General features: G+C 68.3%; 12 protein-coding genes. 6 read left to right on the top strand and 6 right to left on the bottom strand.

Features of this window, described 5'->3' with window-relative positions:
• Nucleotides 1–4 precede the first annotated feature (4 nt).
• From iolB to DTL70_RS07835, 4 genes are all read left to right on the top strand, one after another.
• Complete coding sequence (gene iolB, locus DTL70_RS07820; RefSeq protein WP_114021137.1) at nucleotides 5–961, top strand: 5-deoxy-glucuronate isomerase; 957 nt, start codon at nucleotides 5–7, stop codon at nucleotides 959–961.
• Nucleotides 958–2,844 carry a 3D-(3,5/4)-trihydroxycyclohexane-1,2-dione acylhydrolase (decyclizing) gene (iolD, locus tag DTL70_RS07825; RefSeq protein WP_114021138.1) on the top strand — a complete coding sequence of 629 codons (1,887 nt, stop codon included), beginning with the start codon at nucleotides 958–960 and terminating at the stop codon, nucleotides 2,842–2,844. Before iolB ends, iolD begins: the two co-directional genes overlap by 4 nt.
• A 94-nt stretch (nucleotides 2,845–2,938) precedes the next feature.
• On the top strand, nucleotides 2,939–4,444 hold the full coding sequence (locus DTL70_RS07830; protein WP_114021139.1) for a CoA-acylating methylmalonate-semialdehyde dehydrogenase: 1,506 nt from the start codon (nucleotides 2,939–2,941) through the stop codon (nucleotides 4,442–4,444).
• 192 nt (nucleotides 4,445–4,636) lie between these two features.
• Nucleotides 4,637–7,003: an FUSC family protein gene (locus DTL70_RS07835; protein WP_114021140.1), complete on the top strand. Its 2,367-nt coding sequence runs from the start codon at nucleotides 4,637–4,639 to the stop codon at nucleotides 7,001–7,003.
• A 135-nt stretch (nucleotides 7,004–7,138) separates the two neighbouring features.
• Here the strand turns inward: DTL70_RS07835 and DTL70_RS07845 are convergent, their stop codons facing one another.
• Nucleotides 7,139–7,345 (bottom strand): hypothetical protein, encoded by a 207-nt coding sequence (locus DTL70_RS07845; protein WP_114021142.1) that lies wholly within the window; start codon nucleotides 7,343–7,345, stop codon nucleotides 7,139–7,141.
• A 125-nt stretch (nucleotides 7,346–7,470) separates the two neighbouring features.
• Between DTL70_RS07845 and DTL70_RS07850 the strand changes: the two genes are divergently transcribed.
• Together DTL70_RS07850 and DTL70_RS34150 are read left to right on the top strand one after the other, a co-directional pair.
• The gene (locus DTL70_RS07850; RefSeq protein WP_181860835.1) at nucleotides 7,471–8,397 is read left to right on the top strand and encodes a helix-turn-helix domain-containing protein; all 927 of its coding nucleotides are present in this window, start codon (nucleotides 7,471–7,473) and stop codon (nucleotides 8,395–8,397) included.
• Complete coding sequence (locus DTL70_RS34150; protein ID WP_245979113.1) at nucleotides 8,360–8,485, top strand: DUF397 domain-containing protein; 126 nt, start codon at nucleotides 8,360–8,362, stop codon at nucleotides 8,483–8,485. Before DTL70_RS07850 ends, DTL70_RS34150 begins: the two co-directional genes overlap by 38 nt.
• Before the next feature lie 80 nt (nucleotides 8,486–8,565).
• Here DTL70_RS34150 and DTL70_RS33210 read toward each other — a convergent pair whose 3' ends face one another.
• From DTL70_RS33210 to DTL70_RS33220, 5 genes are all read right to left on the bottom strand, one after another.
• Complete coding sequence (locus tag DTL70_RS33210; RefSeq protein WP_147266746.1) at nucleotides 8,566–9,585, bottom strand: hypothetical protein; 1,020 nt, start codon at nucleotides 9,583–9,585, stop codon at nucleotides 8,566–8,568.
• A gap of 61 nt (nucleotides 9,586–9,646) precedes the next feature.
• Nucleotides 9,647–11,896, bottom strand: coding sequence for a DUF6571 family protein (locus DTL70_RS07860; RefSeq protein ID WP_147266747.1), 2,250 nt, complete (start codon nucleotides 11,894–11,896; stop codon nucleotides 9,647–9,649).
• A gap of 13 nt (nucleotides 11,897–11,909) precedes the next feature.
• Nucleotides 11,910–12,341, bottom strand: coding sequence for a hypothetical protein (locus DTL70_RS33215; protein WP_147266748.1), 432 nt, complete (start codon nucleotides 12,339–12,341; stop codon nucleotides 11,910–11,912).
• 885 nt (nucleotides 12,342–13,226) lie between these two features.
• Complete coding sequence (locus DTL70_RS07865) at nucleotides 13,227–15,410, bottom strand: pentapeptide repeat-containing protein (RefSeq protein WP_114021145.1); 2,184 nt, start codon at nucleotides 15,408–15,410, stop codon at nucleotides 13,227–13,229.
• A 119-nt stretch (nucleotides 15,411–15,529) separates the two neighbouring features.
• Nucleotides 15,530–16,300 (bottom strand): hypothetical protein, encoded by a 771-nt coding sequence (locus DTL70_RS33220; RefSeq protein ID WP_147266749.1) that lies wholly within the window; start codon nucleotides 16,298–16,300, stop codon nucleotides 15,530–15,532.
• Nucleotides 16,301–16,309 lie beyond the last annotated feature (9 nt).

Below are 16,309 nucleotides of genomic sequence, written 5' to 3' on the forward strand. Positions count from 1 at the left end.
CGAGATGACAGACACCGCGAACGGTTTCCATCTGCGGGCGGGGCGGGCCGGCTCGGGCCCCTACGCCCTCGACATCGATCCGCGCAGCGCGGGTTGGGGCTACTCCTCGCTGCGCGTGCTGGAGCTGGAGCCGGGCGGCTCGCACGCGTGGGAGACCGGCGAGAGCGAGTGGATCGTGCTGCCGCTGTCCGGCGGCTGCACCGTGGAGGCCGAGGGAGCGACGCTGCGCCTGCACGGCAGGGAGAGCGTGTTCGCCGCCGTCAGCGACTTCGCCTACGTCCCGCGTGAGGCACAGGTGACGCTCAGCAGCGCGGCGGGCGGCAGGTTCGCGCTGACGGGTGCGCGCTGCGAGCGGCGGCTGCCGGTGCGCTACGGCGCCGCCGAGGACGTGCCCGTCGAGCTGCGGGGCAGCGGGCAGTGCTCGCGGCAGGTCAACAACTTCGCGGCCGCGCACGTGTTCGAGGCCGACCGGCTCATCGCCGTCGAGGTGCTCACCCCAGGCGGCAACTGGTCCTCCTACCCGCCGCACAAGCACGACGAGGCGCGGGAAGGCGTCGAGAGCGAGCTGGAGGAGATCTACTACTACGAGATCGCGCCGCACGGGGCCACCGGCGGCGTCGGCTACCAGCGCGTCACCCCCAGCGGCCACGGGCGCGGCACCGACGTGCTCGCGGAGGTGCGCGGCGGTGACGCCGTGCTGATCCCCGACGGCTGGCACGGCCCCTCCATGGCCGCGCCAGGACACGCCATGTACTACCTGAACGTGATGGCCGGTCCGGGGGTGGATCGCGCGTGGCATATCTGCGACCATCCTGACCACGCGTGGATTCGTGGTACGTGGGCCGAAACACCTGTGGATCCCAGGCTTCCGCTGTACGAGGCGAAGGATTCCGCAGCATCGCACGCCAGTTCGCCCGAAGAGGCGCGGGCCGGTGCGCGGGAAGGGGAGACGAAGCGGTGACCACCGTCAGGCTGACCGTCGCACAGGCCCTCGTACGCTTCCTCGCCGCGCAGCACACCGAGCGCGACGGACAACGGCACCGCCTCATCGACGCCTGCTGGGGCATCTTCGGACACGGCAACGTCGCCGGCATCGGGCAGGCCCTCGTCGAGAACGGCCAGGGCCCCGGCGCGCCGCTCCCCTTCCACCAGGGCCGCAACGAACAGGCCATGGTGCACGCCGCCGTCGGCTTCGCCCGCCACCGGGGCCGGCTCTCCGCGCAGGCCGTCACCACCTCCATCGGTCCTGGCGCCACCAACCTGGTCACCGGAGCCGCGCTGGCCACCCTCAACCGGCTGCCCGTCCTGCTGCTGCCCGGCGACGTCTTCGCCACCCGCGCCCCCGACCCCGTCCTCCAGCAACTGGAGGTCCCCTACGCGGGCGACCTCTCCGTCAACGACACGCTGCGCCCCGTCTCCCGCTACTTCGACCGGGTGCTGCGCCCCGAGGCGCTGATCCCCGCCGCGCTCGGTGCCGTACGGGTGCTGGCCGACCCCGCCGAGACCGGCGCCGTCACCCTCGCGCTGCCGCAGGACGTGCAGACGGAGGCCCACGACTGGCCCGAGGAGTTCTTCGCCGAACGGACCTGGCGGGTGGGCCGCCCTGCGCTGGAGTCCGACGTGCTGGCCGCGGCGGCCGAGGCGGTCCGTACCGCGCGCAGGCCGCTCATCGTCGCCGGGGGCGGCGTCCACCACAGCGAGGCCGAAGCGGCGCTGCGGGCCTTCGCGGACGTCACCGGCGTACCCGTCGCCTCCACTCAGGCGGGCAAGGGATCCCTGCGGTTCGACCACCCGTGCGACGTGGGCGGGATCGGGCACACCGGCACCGCCGTGGCCGACGCGCTCGCGCGCACCGCCGACCTGGTCGTCGGCGTCGGCACCCGCTGGACCGACTTCACCACCGCCTCGGGGACCCTCTTCCCCGGCGCGGCCCGCTTCGTCAACCTCAACATCACCGCCTTCGACGGGCACAAGATGGCCGGCCTCTCCGCCGTCGCCGACGCGCGTGCAGGGCTGGAAGCGCTCACCGGCGCGCTGCGCGGCCACCGGGTCTCGCCCGACTACGAGGCCGAGTACACCCGCTCCAAGGAGGCCTGGGAGCGCACCGTCTCCGAGGCGTTCGCGCCGCACCCCCCGGACGCGGACGCGCGGCCCTCCCAGACGCAGGTGCTCGGCGCGCTCGACTCCGTCGTCGGCGACCAGGACGTCGTCCTCAACGCGGCCGGGTCGATGCCCGGCGACCTGCACAAGCTGTGGCGGACCCGCTCACCGCGCCAGTACCATGTCGAGTACGGCTACTCGTGCATGGGCTACGAGATCCCGGCCGCCCTCGGTGTCGCACTGGCCGACCCGGAGCGCACCGTGTGGGCGCTGGTGGGCGACGGTACGTACCTGATGCTGCCCACCGAGATCGTCACCGCCGTCCAGGAGGGCGTGCCCCTCAACGTCGTCCTCGTCCAAAACCACGGCTACGCCTCCATCGGCGGCCTGTCCGAGCAGACCGGCGGCGAACGCTTCGGCACCGCCTACCGCTACCGCGACCAGGACGGCGGCTACACCGGTGACCCGCTGCCCGTCGACCTCGCCGCCAACGCCGCCTCACTCGGCATGGAGGTGCACCGCGCCGCCACCTGCGAACAGCTGCGCGAGGCACTGGCGGCGGCCCGCGCCTCGGACCGGCCCACCTGCGTGTACGTCGAGACCGACACCGAGCCCGACGTGCCGGCGCCGGGACCCGAGGCCTGGTGGGACGTGGCCGTCGCCGAGACCTCCACGCGCCCGGCGGCCCGCGCGGCGCGCGAGGAGTACGAGCGGCAACGCGCCCAGCGCCGCCGCCACCTGTGACCGCCCCCACCGGCACGGCCCTCCGTGACGGCCCACCGACGGCAGCACGAGCCGGCAGTCGGCACAACCCCGTCCCAAGAAAGGTCCCGGCCCCATGAAGACCCTCGGCCACTGGATCGGCAACAAGCCGTACGAGTCGACCTCCGGCACCGTCGGACCCGTCTGGAACCCGGCCACCGGCGCCCAGCCCACCCAGGTCGCCCTCGCCTCCGTCGACGAGGTGGACGCGGCGGTCGCCGCGGCCAAGGCCGCCTACCGCGAGTGGTCGCAGACCTCACTGGCCAGGCGCACCGCGTTCCTCTTCCGCTACCGCGCCCTGCTGGACGCGCACCGCGACGAGATCGCCGCACTGATCACCGCCGAACACGGCAAGGTGCACGCCGACGCGCTCGGCGAGGTCGCCCGCGGCATGGAGATCGTGGAGCTGGCCTGCGGCATCCCCGAGAAGCTCAAGGGCGAGCTGTCCACCGAGGTCTCCACCCGGGTCGACGTCTCCTCCATCCGGCAGCCCGTCGGCGTGGTCGCGGGCATCTCCCCGTTCAACTTCCCCGCCATGGTGCCGATGTGGATGTTCCCGCTCGCGCTGGCCTGCGGCAACACCTTCGTGCTCAAGCCCAGCGAGAAGGACCCCTCGGCCGCCTACCGGCTCGCCGAGCTGGCCGCCGAGGCGGGGCTGCCCGAGGGCGTACTCAACGTCGTCAACGGCGACAAGGTGGCCGTCGACCGCCTGCTGTCCCACCCCGACGTGGCCGCAGTCTCCTTCGTCGGCTCCACGCCCATCGCCCGCCATGTGCAGGCCGAGGCCACCGCCAACGGCAAGCGCGTCCAAGCGCTCGGCGGCGCCAAGAACCACATGCTCGTCCTGCCCGACGCCGACCTCGACCACGCCGCCGACAACGCCGTGAGCGCCGCCTACGGTTCGGCGGGCGAACGCTGCATGGCCGTCTCCGTCGTGGTGGCCGTCGGCGCGGCAGGCGACGCGCTCGTCGCCAGGATCGCGGAGCGGGCCCGCGCGCTGCGCATCGGCCCCGGCACCGACCCGGCCAGCGAGATGGGCCCGCTCATCACCCGCGAGCACCGCGACAAGGTCGCCTCCTACGTCACCGGCGCCGCGGCCCAGGGCGCCGAGGTCGTCGTCGACGGCACCGGGCAGAGCGTCGCGGGACACCCCGAGTGCGCCGACGGCTTCTTCCTCGGCGTCTCCCTCCTCGACAAGGTCACCCCCGGCATGGCCGCCTACGACGACGAGATCTTCGGCCCCGTGCTGAGCGTCGTGCGCGCCGAGACCTACGACGAGGCCCTCGCCCTGATCAACTCCAGCAAGTGGGGCAACGGCACCGCCATCTTCACCCGTGACGGTGGCGCCGCCCGCCGCTTCCAGCTGGAGGTCGAGGCCGGCATGGTCGGCGTCAACGTGCCCATCCCGGTGCCCGTGGGCTACCACTCCTTCGGCGGCTGGAAACAGAGCCTCTTCGGCGACCTGCACATCTACGGCAACGACGGCGTGCAGTTCTACACCCGCGGCAAGGTCATCACCACGCGCTGGCCCGCCCCGGAAGACAGCGGCGGCGTCAACCTCGGCTTCCCGAGCAACCACTGACCACCCGTAGGGCCACTCGCCCTGGACTGCCCCGCCCTGCCCCGCCGCCGTCCGCCACGGACGGCGGCGGGACTTCCCCGACCCGCCACGGCCGAGCTGCCGTGGCCCACGGCACGGCCTCCGCTCACCGCCACGGCGGGGAGCGCCTGCTCAGGCGGCACATGGCCGCTCTTTCTCGGTAACCTCGATCGCATGCTCGGGAACATGAACGCCGCACCGCTGGCCTGGCTCCGGGCGCTCAAGGACACCGCCCGCTCCGGGCTGACCGTGGAGCGCGCGTCGCTGACGCCGCTGATAGCGGTACGCGGCGCGTGCGGCGTGGGCGTCGTGGTCGGACTGGCGCTGCTCATCGGCACGCCGCAACTCGCGGTCTCCAGCGCCTTCGGCGCCTTCGCCTCCGGCATCGCCACCTTCCAGCGCAGCTGGCGACCCCGGCCCGTGCTGGCGCTGGCCGCCTCCGCCGGACTGGCGATCTCCACCTTCCTCGGCTACCTGCTCGTCGGCTGGCCGTGGGCGTTCGTGCTGCTGCTCGCCCTGTGGGCGTTCCTCGCCGGCATGGCGTGGGGGATAGGGCCCACCTCGGGAGTGGTCGCCGCGTTCAACATCTCCGTGATGCTCATCACCGTCCACCTGCCCGCCTCCACACTGGGCGCGCTCAGCCACGCCACGCTGATCGCCGCCGGCGGCGTGGTGCAGGCCGGACTCATCGTGCTGTTCCCCATCAGGCCCTGGGGCGAGAGGCGCGAAGCGCTCGCCGACGCGCTCGCCGGAGTCGCCGACTACGCCCGCCGGCTGCGGCACGACCCGATGGCACCCTTCGACCCCGAACCCCTGATCGAGGCCCGCAGCGCCGCCTACGTCACCCCCCGCCAGGCCCGCCGCCGCCCCCGCCAGTTGCACGGCTACCGCGCGCTCGCCGAACGCTTCCGCCCCGTCCTCGCCTCCCTCGCCGACCCCGTCGTCGGCGGCGCGCCGATGGTCGGACCCGAACGCGACCGGGTACGCGAACTCCTGTCCGCCGCGGCCACCGTGCTCGACGCCACCGCCCGCGCCGTACGGCGCGGCGAACGCGTCCGCCTGCCCGACCAGGCACTCGACGTCCTGCGCGTACCCAAGAGCGGACCCGTCCTCTCCGGGCCCGCACGGCGCGCCGGACTCCGCCTGATCGCGCTCACCGACGACGCCGTCGAAGCCGCCCAGGAACCCGTCGAGGTCACTCGCGGCGGCGTACTGGCCCGCGTCACCTGGCACGTCGCCGACCGCGAAGGGCGCCGCCGCGGCTTCCCCGACCGCGCACCCCTCGTCGACGCCAGCCTCGACGGACCCTACGGCCCCGACCCGGAGGACCTGGCAGCCGAAGAGGCCGAGGCGGCCCGCCTGAAGGAGACCAAGGCGGCAGGCGGCAAACACACCCCCGCCGCGGGCCACGCGCTCGCCCGCGAACGCCACCTGCACATGCCCACCCTCGCGGGACTCGTCCCCGTCGCCGTGCGCTCCTTCCGCCGCGAACTCCACTGGCGCTCCCCGATCCTGCGCCACGCGATCCGCGTCAGCGTCGTCGCCTCCGTCGGCTACCTCCTGGGCAACGCGCTGCCCCCCGCACACGGCTACTGGGTCCCCCTCACCGCCGCCATGGTGCTGCGGCCCGACTTCTCCCGCACCTACGAACGCGGCGTGGGCCGCTTCGTCGGCACCCTCCTCGGCGTCGCCGTCGCCGGCACCGTCATGGCACTCGCGAGCCCGGGCCCCTACCTGAGCGCGGCCCTCGCCGTGGTCAGCGTCGGCTTCATGTACCTGCTGATGCGCACAGGACAGGCCATCACCTCCATCTGCACCGGCGCCTACGTCGTCTTCCTCCTCGGCATCCTGGGCACCGACTGGTACCAGACCGCCTACGAACGCGCCGGACTCACCGCACTCGGCGGAGTACTGGCCATGCTCAGCTACGCCCTCTTCCCCGCCTGGGAAACCCCCCTGCTGCGCGACCGGCTCGCCGACTGGCTCGCCGCGACGGGCCGCTACGCCATCGCCGTCATGGACGCCTTCGCCCAACCCGCCGAACGCGCCCCCCGCCAAGTCCGCGAAGCCCTGCTCGACACCCGCGCGGCACGCCAGACCTGGGAACAGACCCTCAACCGCGCTGAAGCCGAACCCGTACGCCACCGGGGCAGCCACTCCCCGCTCTCCCGCCGCTCCGCCAGCGACGCCCAGTCCGCGCTCGTCACCCTCGGCCGCGCCACCATGCTGCTGGAGGCGCACCTCCCCGACAGGGAAGCCCCCTCAGACCCCGGAGCCGTCGACTTCTCCGCCGCCCTCGCACCCGCGGTCGCCGCCGCCACCACCGCCATCCGATCGAGCGAACCGGTCGAGTGGGGCGACGTCCACGGCGCGCTCACCCGCTGGTGGGAACAGGCCGACCACCCGCCCCCGGTCGCCCTGCGCACCGCCGAACTCCTCACCGACGCGTTGGACGACCTCGCCCACGCGGTGACTCCCCGCGACTCCGCGGGACGCGAACGGGAGCACCACGCAACTGGTGCCCGTACCGATAAATCATGATCGGCGGCGCGCCGTCGCCGGCGGCCGCCTCCAGCATGACCCGGTAGATGAACGGCGCGGGCCCCGTCACCTGCACGACGGTCCCCGCCTTCCCCGTCTTCTCGTCGCGCACCCGCTCGCCCTCGCCCCACACGGTCACACACTCCGCAGCGGGCGGCGACGCGCGGCCTCACCGCGCTCGCCGTCACCGCGCTCGCCGTCACTGTGCTTGTGCCGCAGGTGTGCTCCGAACAGCGCCTCCAGGTCGGCCCGCGGCTCCGGGTCCCCGGCCGCCCGGTTGATCTGCGTCCGGTACCACTCGCAGTCCAGACACTGCTCGCGGCTCGCTCGTTCCCGTTCCATGGCTGCCTCTATGCCTCTTGAATGCTGGAGATTTCCCTTCCGGACCTCAAGAGTGCGTCACCGCGCGTAATCTCGACAGCACCGACAGCATGAGTGGTGACGAAGTAATGAGTCGACGTAAGCCCATGGCCAACGGCCGTCCTGACCCGTCCACGAGCATGGCCGTCCTCTTCGGCACCCACCTCAAACGCCTGCGCGAGCTGCGGGGCTGGAGCCAACAGGAGCTTGCGGGGAAGGTGTTCGTCACCCAGTCCCGCATCGCCCAGATCGAACGCGCCTCCGGCGCGCGGCCGACCGCCGAACTGACCGCGGCGCTGGACCTGGCGGTCGGCGCGGACGGTCTGCTGAACGATTTGTGGCCGTACGTGTACCGGGAGAGCTTCCCGGATTGGGCGCAGAGGTTCATGGAGCTTGCTGCCCGCGCTGCTCACATTCGCGAGTACGCCTCGCAGGCAGTACCGGGGCTCCTTCAGACAGAGGCCTACGCCCGGACGGTGCTGAGTGTGGGGCGCACCATGACGGGCCCCCAACTCCTGGAAGAGCGACTGGCGCTGCGTATGGAGCGGCAGAGCCGTTTGCGGCGAAGCGATGCTCCGACGCTGTGCGTCGTGCTCGACGAGGCCGTTCTCGCGCGTCGGGTAGGCGGCGACCGGACGATGTACGAGCAACTTGAGTTGATGCGCCAGGTGTGCGATCAGCACACAGTTCAGGTGCTCCCTTTCGCCTCTGGGGCGCACCCGATGCAGGGAGGGTCGCTCACCTTGCTGACCATGCCGGACGGCACCGAAGTGGCGTACGCCGAAGGCGCCGACCACGGACAACTGTTTGAAGAGCCGGACCAGGTTAAGCTCTACTCCCGGGCATACGATCAGGTGCGTGCGGAGTCGCTTCCCACGCCCATGTCCGCGCGGATGATCGCCGATGCAGCGGAGGGCTACAAGCATGGTGGATCTAACCGGCGCGCGTTGGCGCGCAAGCAGCTACAGCAACCCGGACGGCGGCAACTGCGTCGAGGTGGCGGACGGCTACCCCGGCATCGTCCCGGTGCGTGACAGCAAGGCGCCCGCCCGCACGCCGCTCGTGTACTCGGCAGCGGCCTGGACGGTGTTTGTCAACGGGCTGAAGCGGCGCGTGCGCTGAACCGTCTGAGCCGGCCCGAGGTGGGCCCTGCAACGCCGCCTCATTAGGAGAGCTCGCACCTCTCTGCGGGACACGCTTCCTCATGGGAGGGCCGGGGGCTCGCAACCGTGTTGCTTGGCGAGGTCTGAGCCGAAGGCATCGAGAAGTTCTCGCTCGAAGTCACCATCCACCGTCAGTCGTCCCTCATCATTGGGGAACCCGATGCTGGCAGCGGTGAAAAGAGAGGCTGACCGGGTGCTGGGGCATTGTGCCTTCGACCAGGCCCAACCTGGTGTGTCCTCGTCCCGTCCGGCCTCTCCTGGCACGTGAGCAATGATTCTGGCGGCAGGGAAACCCTTAGCGAGAGGGCCGTGCAGGGCGGACAGGCGATAGACCTCCTCGCCCTTCGCATTAACCAGTAGGCAGTCCTGCGTCGGCGACTCGGTTGTCGACGCCGTACCAACTGCCCGCGTGATCCCGAATGCCTTGGCTGCAGGAGCCACCCGCCGCAGGCTGCGGCAGGTCCCCGTTGCACTGGACAAAGGCTTCGGGTCGTTCAGTGCCGGAACAGCGGGGGCCTGTTCGATGGCCTTGCCCAACTTGGCGTGACAACCCCACTTGCGGTCCGCCTGCTTACTCACGATGGTTGCTGCGCGTGCCACCCTGAGTCGTTCCTGGGAGCTCTTGGTGAAGTAGGTGTCTGTGTCCGCGAGCGTGGAATTCACATTGACGAGCAGGTGATCCGGCCCCTCGGAATGGCATTCCAGCACCGTCGTTGCACGGGCGAGAGTAGCCCCCTCTACCGTCAGCACTCCCGGCCATTCGCCGCCCAGTGGAGCAGAAGCGGACGTGGTGTCCAAGCGATTGTGGCCCGACTGCGTGACAACCCCCGGGGCCGACGCCGCAGTGCCGATTGATATGGTGGCGAGTCGCCTCCCGCCTTCACCGATCACCTTGCACTCGGCCAGACGGCCCTGGGAACCGATGGACCCTCCGTTACCGACTCTTTCGGTTTGCAACTCCTCATCGCCCAACAGATCCTTCGCGGCATCTTCCCGGATAATTCCGCCGCACAGGGACCGGTTGTCCTTGCCCATCCACTTCTGGAAGCCAACGATCATGCCTGCTGAGCACAGAACGAGGACGGCGGCGCAGTATGCGAGGTGCTTCCGTTTCAACACCCTAGTCCTTTCCGCGAGCGAGCCATCCTGCGGCCTGTTCTCGCGTGTCATCACGTTGGCCCATCACAACTCGGGATTTCAGTGTGGAGAGACCCGGGGCGTCTTCATCAATGCTTTCGGATGAGGCGGCCCAATCATTCACCATGTGTCGGATTTGAGAATCTGACGATAGCCACTGGCGAGTTAGTTCTTGTTTGGCTTCTGTGTCCGCCGAGGACTTGACTTGGTTACCCTCGTCCCATGTCCATGTGTCGATCGAGCGCTGCACGGCGTCCCCCACGTAAGGCAGCGGAGTAAAAACGCCACCTACGATGTGGTACTTGAGCTTGGCGTTCCAATCGGCCTCGCTCATTTCGTCATCCCGAAGGTCGAGCACGCGATCCTGTCTAATCGCCTCGAATGCTCCCATGGTTGCACCAGCGCGCGTCATGCTATCCGTAACTTTCGGGCTCGTGGGACCAACATCCGGCGGTAGGTTAGATATGTCCTGACGGATTTGCTCTCGTTCGGCCTGATGCATCATCGCGAATGCTTCCGGGCTATCTGAAACCCCTCTCATGACCCGTACAAGCTTTTGTGGATTGACGTTCAGGGTGGCGTTATCTGCGGATCCGTGCACGCCAGGATGGTCGGACGCGTCGTCCCCCCGATACAGGCTTCTGTGTGTATCCGATGAATAATCCGCCAAAGCATTCGCTATCGGTCGTTGCAGGTTCTCCGGCAGCGAGGAGCCGCCCATACCGGGGTCGGTCTGGTCGATGACCTGGTTCATGATCCTCGCTTCGGGGATCGTGTGCGTGGCGTGAGGGCGCGCGGCTCCGTCGCCCACGATCGGCTGTTCGCCAGTCGCTCCGGCCTCGATGGCCCGAGCCAACCCCTGGCGAGCGTCACTGTTCTCCTTGTCCGGGTCATTCATCCCCGCCGGGTCCGGGGAGCCGAGGTCGACATGATTCCAGTCGCGTTTGTTCAGCAGGTACGAAAGGTTGTCTCGTTTCTCCTCCGGACCCGGATCCAAGTATTCGGTGGAAGCCTCCGGGTCGTGTGACATGACGTCGAGAATTCCATCGAGAGGATCGTGAGCAAAGTGGGCGTCCTGCTTGGTGCCGAAGTCTCCCATGAGGTCCCAGATATCAGGGTCGCCGCCTTGGGCCTCGTCCTCGGCCTTCCGAATCGCGTCGGCCGTGTCGAAGAGGAACTGTTTTCCGTACCCGTCCCCGCGCTGCATGAGGGAGACCAGGCTTTGGTAGCCGCGAACCTTTTGGCCGTGGTGCGTGCTTCCGCTCTCTTCTGGAATCTTCTCACCAGCAACTTTCAGATCATATTCCTTGACGCCGGCCTTTTCCATGTCCCCCTGGAACCTCTTGTAGAAGGCCGAATCCGGGTTCTTGGTGGCGCTGGCGAGGTTCGTGGCGAGTGCTTTGTCCAACGACACGTAAGATTTCTTGTGATCCTTGTCGTCGTAGTAGGCGAGGTCGTCGAGGCGGTCGTGCGTTTTGATGAGACCTTCCGGCCCCCCTAGTGAGTCGATGAGGGTACGACTGAACTCGGGGTCGTCTCCGTGCGCGCGTGCCAAGATGGCCGCCTCGCGCAACTTTTCTGGAGAGGGCGTCCCGCCGTTCTTGATGCTTTCATAAGTCTTTGCTGCGCGGGCCGCGTTCTTCTTCACGACGTCGTCGCCGACAGCCCCGTTGAAACCGTTGGGCAGACCCTTTTCCGGTTCTTTCGGGTCGGTCATGAAAGTGGTGCAGAGACCGGCATCCGCGTCTTGTGTGGCTTTGACGACCTGCTTGATCCTGTCTGTCCACTTCTCTTCGACCACAGCCTTGGCTTTCGGATTCTCGCGGTAGCCGTCGGCGACTTCCTCGCCCTTCTTCGCCGCGACCTTGTCGAAGTTCATCGTGCAGTGGCCGCGTGAGTTCACATCCATGCCAGCGTCCTGCGCGTCGTCACGGGCACGTTCCACTGCCTTCTTGTGTGCGTCCAGAGTCGCATGAGCCAGCCGGAAGAGGGCGCCCACCCCGTGAGCCTCGCCCTTGGCTTGGTCGTATTCCTCGGCTGTTTTACGTCCCCACTGTCCGAACGTCTTCGCAGATGCCCCCTGCCAACTGTCGGCGTCGACAGCGGCCCGGACATGGTCCCTGTAATCTTGGCCGAGAGTCCCGAACTTTTTGGCCATTCTTTCCCAGGCCTTTGCGGCCTCCTCCAGACAGCCCAAGTCTGCATGCAAGATATCGTCGTATGAAACCGCCATGTGGCTGCGCCCCTCAGAGGTCGTCGAGCTGGCTCTTGGCCCGAGGCTTGGATACGTCCATACTGGTTGAGACTTGCACGTCGATACCAGAGAGGATCTTGCTGACGTCCAGCAAGGCCTCATGCTCGTACGTAAGACTTTGGGTGAGATGTTTGTGATGCTCGCGCCAAGAAGTCAGTCGATGGCGGACTCCGGCCCACAGTTCCCAACCGTGGAGTTTTCCGCGAGAAGTAGTCGGGCTTTGCGGGTTTCCCGAGATGAACTCGGTATCGGCATCCGCGACAGAGCCGGCTGTGGTTGTTGCCGGCCCCAACGTATCGTGAATGTACATCGCTGCCGACTGCTTCTTCGCCTCATTATGAGCGAGATCGGACCTTTTCGGAACATGCCCGCCAGGTGTCATGCCCGGCGTACGTTCGAGATCCGAATCCTTGTCGTCACCCATGCCGTATTCGCCCCCCCCGGGTCTCTCTTTCACACGAGACCGTTCCACGTCGATGAGCAGGCCCTCGGATCCGCTGGTCCACGGGAAGGGTCTGCTGAGCGGCCGCTTGGAAAATCGGTCCCCAAAGCTAACAGGCTCTGTCACCGAACGCCACCGGGAGAAGCGGAGGGTGATGGGCGCTCCATGTCGTAGTTGCGGCAAACGGAGAGCAGCGACTGAGTTGAGGTGGCGGACGGTGTGGCGACGGGCCGGATGTCAACTGCGCGCGATGAACTGGTTTCCGCCCTGGTCCCGTGGTGACGGTAGCGACCGCAACGGGAGAGACCATGACGCAACCACCGGGACACGAACCCGTATCCACTTTGGACCCTGGAGAGGAACGAAACTGGTCGAAGGGCCCGAGCTCGCCCGTGTCACCGATCGAGCCCGGAACAACGGCCTGGCGCGCGGGCGAGACGGGAGCCCCTGAGGCGACCCAGCGGCAAGGTCAAGGGACGGCAGGGGCAAGCGCTGCCGGTGCCAACGAGCCGTGGCAGGGGGGCGTCTCTCTGCCCGACTCGTACGCGTACCAGACAGCGGCCGCGCTTCCCGACAGCCAGGCACGGGGAGTCAGCGCCAACGCTCCCTGGCTGCGTAACTCCCTCTACATGAGTGCGCCGGAAGCCGCACGCAGTGAAGACCTCTCCTCGGTACCCGGCAACCCCGTTCCCGGAGGCGCGGGCACGTACGCACCTCCCGGCGCACCGAGTAGCGGCGGCAGCAAGAACAACGAACAGTCGCAGGAGCAAGGCCTCAAGCGGAGGACGGCGGTACGCGAAAGTCCCCTGCTCAAACAGGACGGGCAGAAGAGGAGAGGCCGACGCTGACGGAGCGGCGACCGAGGCGTCAGCGTTTCACGCGGCCCCGTACCGCGAGGACCGCCAGGCCCAGCAGGATCGGTTCGCACACGCGGGAGCCCATCTCCACGTAGGTGCCGGCCGTGGTCAGGTCCTGGCCGGAGGAGCGGAAGACGACGGAGTTCAGGACGACACGCAACGACTGGTCGAACCGGTCCGCGGTGAACCGGGCGTGGAGCGGCGAAGGCGGGCGGCCCGGGTCGGGCGTGTCGATCACCAGCCGGGCCTCGTCGCCCTTCAGCCGGCCGGTCGCCTCCTGCGCGGGAGCGTGCTGGGGGAGGCCCCAGGCCATCATCACCAACACCGTCGCCCCCATCGCCAGGCCCAGCCAGGCGAGGGCACGCGTCGCTCGCAGGCCGTAGCCGGAGAGCGCCCAGTAGGCGTGGAGGAGTGCGCGTTCGCCCCACGGACGGGTGCGATCCGCGCGCCGCATCTCCATTTCGCCGTAGTAGAAATCGGCTCCCCCCGGCTCGTCCTTGGCGTCCTCGAACGACTTGCGCAACTGGCGGTAGAGAGAGGCCAACGCGGCCGGGGACAACACCCGCACGCCGTAGGGCCGCGCTTCCCAGCCAGGCAGGTTCCGTGCGGCCCGCCAGTGCTGTTCCTCGGCGAGGGTGATCCGGGACGTCCATCGGGTGGGGAAGCGGCCTCGGCGGTGCCATCCGGGCGGTACGCGGCCGAAACGGTACTCCCCTTCGAGTCTGATCTGGTCGAGGTGCACGACACCGGCCATCCGGCAAGCGCTCAGATCGACGCTGTCCAGCATGAGCTGCGCCGCGTCCACGCCCCGGAGGGAGAGCACCCGCACGGGAGACACGGCCTCTGCGTCTCCGGCACGTGCGTCGTGCGTGGTCCCGTCCGCCGACCGCATGGGGAACGGCTCGGCGTGTGCCACCAAGCTCATGGGCTGCTCGAAGACCGCATCCGACAGGTCGACGTCGGCGCGCCGTACGCGCAGCATGGCCGTCGCCGCCCACCGCGTCCGCCAGCAGGTGACACGATCCGCGTCCACTTCCAGGGTGACCGGGTCGGAGAACGTGACCTCGGACAGGTCGAGCGTTCCACGGCATACCAGGGGGCCGAAACGCGCCGTCCTGTCGAAGGTCACGCCGGTAAAATCCACGCCCGCCAGGAAGCGCACATCCGTCAGCTCGGGGGAGTCGGAGAACGTGGCCCTGCTGAAGAAACACTGCCCCTCGAACACCGCGCTTCTCGTAGACACGTTGGAGGAGAAACGCGCACCGCCGAAATGGGCTTCCCTCCTGAACACCGCCTGCCTGAAAGAGGCACGCTCGCCGAAGGCGGAAGAGCCGAACTGGCTGACGCCGTGGAACCGGGCGGCACGGAACGACGGCCGCGCGTCGAAGTGGACCTCGTGGAAGTTCACCGCACGGTGGAAGACGGTCTCGGCGAAGCTCGCCCTGTCACCGAACCGCGCCCTGTCGAACGTGGCGAGCCCCGCGAACGCGGCACGTTCCACGGTGGTCCTGTCGCCGAACTGTGCGTCCGCGAACGTGGCCCTGCCGGTGAAGGTGGTCTTGTTGAAGCTCAGCCGCGTCCCGAATCGCGCGGCCCCGAAAGACACGCCCTCCCCGAACCGCGCCCCCTCGAAGTGGGCGCGCTCACCGAAGACGGCGGAGCGGAAGTCGACGCCCGCTCCGAAGACGGCTCCCCGGAATCGTGCACGGTCACCGAACCGCGTGTCGGGAAACAGCGTTCCGTCACCGAACTGCGCAAGAGTGAAGCTGGTGTTCTCCCCGAACGAGGCTCCGCTGAACCAGACGGCCCCCTCGAACAACGCCTTCTTGAACGAGACGTCGTTCCTGAACTCCGCCCCGTCGAACCGGCTACCCGCCCCGAAGTGCGCCCCGAAGAACGACGTATGACTCGCGAACACCGCCTGCTCGAAAGCAGCCCACCCGAAGCGGGCGATGTCGTCCGGGCCCCGTAACGCGGACAGCAGTTCTTGAAGGAGAGCGGGCGCGAACCGCGTACCGGAGTAGTCGACGCCCGCCCCGGGACGCAGCGCCCCCAGATGTTCGGCGCGCTCCTCCTCCCGGAGATGCGCCAGACACCGCGTGTACGGCGACACCCGGCGACCCCGGCACCCCGTGCGGTTCTCCTCATCGGCCCCCCACCCGCAGTGCGGCCAGTGCGGCGGCTCCATCGGCATACCACCATCCTCCACGACCCCTTCGGGTTGTGTGCCGGTGCGTGACGCTCGCAGACAGCGAGGCGTCAAGGCCTCGTTTCGGCCGACCAGGCCGGCTTCAACAGATGGCTCTGCGGCCTCTACGAGCTGCTGTACCAGTCTTCTCGTAGCCGAGTGACATGGTTGCGCAGCACTTCATTTCTCGGATCCACTGAGAGCGCGGCGATCCGCGTTCGCAGTGCGTCCAGTTCACGCAGGAGGTGGACGTCTTCATCCTGCATCCGTTCGACATTCGACTCAGTGAAGAGAAGCAGGTAATCGCGCAGCGCAAGCGAAGACCCCTCCGCTACTGGGTGGGAGGGTGGCTGCTCCCAGGCGTGCACAAGGTAGTGGGCGGGGTTGCGGAAAAGCCAGCCCGTGTACATGCCGTCCACAAAGACGAAATCCAGGTCAGGGCCGACGTTCAAGCGGTGCAGACTCTTCTTCGGTGTGGGTGGATCTTCGGGTACGCACACGAGTGCGTCGCCGGTGTCACTAACCCACCGTTCCGCCATCGGAGGGCAATCGAAGTTATTCGGTGACAGGCGACGGATTCCGGTACTTGTGCGGGGTGCTTCGAACCATTCTCCGGGTGACCATCCGTGCGGAGTTGGCTTCTCGGGGACCGTCAGACCGCATCCGATGAGTTGGCGAGCGGTCGTTTCGAATCGAAGTTCATCATCGCCAGACCACAGCCAGTCGACGCTACCCGTCGTCTCGCTGAGCAGAGTTTCGTGGGAGGGGAGGTCATAAAAAGGTGAGACTGTCAGGTAACCGTCTGGAAGGGAGTATCGGGGAGTCTGCGAGAGAGGGGAGCCAGATGGGGTCACTCTGACATCAGGCCCCAGTTCAAGGTAGGTGTTGTTGCTCATCGATCCTGC

It is taken from the genome of Streptomyces diacarni (genome assembly GCF_003323715.1).
In the GTDB taxonomy this organism is placed as follows: Bacteria; Actinomycetota; Actinomycetes; order Streptomycetales; family Streptomycetaceae; genus Streptomyces; species Streptomyces diacarni.

Bases quoted from the DNA above. Each gene is read 5' to 3' on its own strand.
- DTL70_RS07835 (WP_114021140.1), top strand. From the start codon at position 4,637: ATGCTCGGGAACATGAACGCCGCACCGCTGGCCTGGCTCCGGGCGCTC.
- iolB (WP_114021137.1), top strand. From the start codon at position 5: ATGACAGACACCGCGAACGGTTTCCATCTGCGGGCGGGGCGGGCCGGC.
- DTL70_RS07830 (WP_114021139.1), top strand. From the start codon at position 2,939: ATGAAGACCCTCGGCCACTGGATCGGCAACAAGCCGTACGAGTCGACC.
- DTL70_RS07845 (WP_114021142.1), bottom strand. From the start codon at position 7,345: ATGGAACGGGAACGAGCGAGCCGCGAGCAGTGTCTGGACTGCGAGTGG.
- DTL70_RS07865 (WP_114021145.1), bottom strand. From the start codon at position 15,410: ATGCCGATGGAGCCGCCGCACTGGCCGCACTGCGGGTGGGGGGCCGAT.
- DTL70_RS33215 (WP_147266748.1), bottom strand. From the start codon at position 12,341: ATGGGTGACGACAAGGATTCGGATCTCGAACGTACGCCGGGCATGACA.
- DTL70_RS07860 (WP_147266747.1), bottom strand. From the start codon at position 11,896: ATGGCGGTTTCATACGACGATATCTTGCATGCAGACTTGGGCTGTCTG.
- DTL70_RS07850 (WP_181860835.1), top strand. From the start codon at position 7,471: ATGGCCAACGGCCGTCCTGACCCGTCCACGAGCATGGCCGTCCTCTTC.
- DTL70_RS33210 (WP_147266746.1), bottom strand. From the start codon at position 9,585: ATGATCGTTGGCTTCCAGAAGTGGATGGGCAAGGACAACCGGTCCCTG.
- DTL70_RS33220 (WP_147266749.1), bottom strand. From the start codon at position 16,300: ATGAGCAACAACACCTACCTTGAACTGGGGCCTGATGTCAGAGTGACC.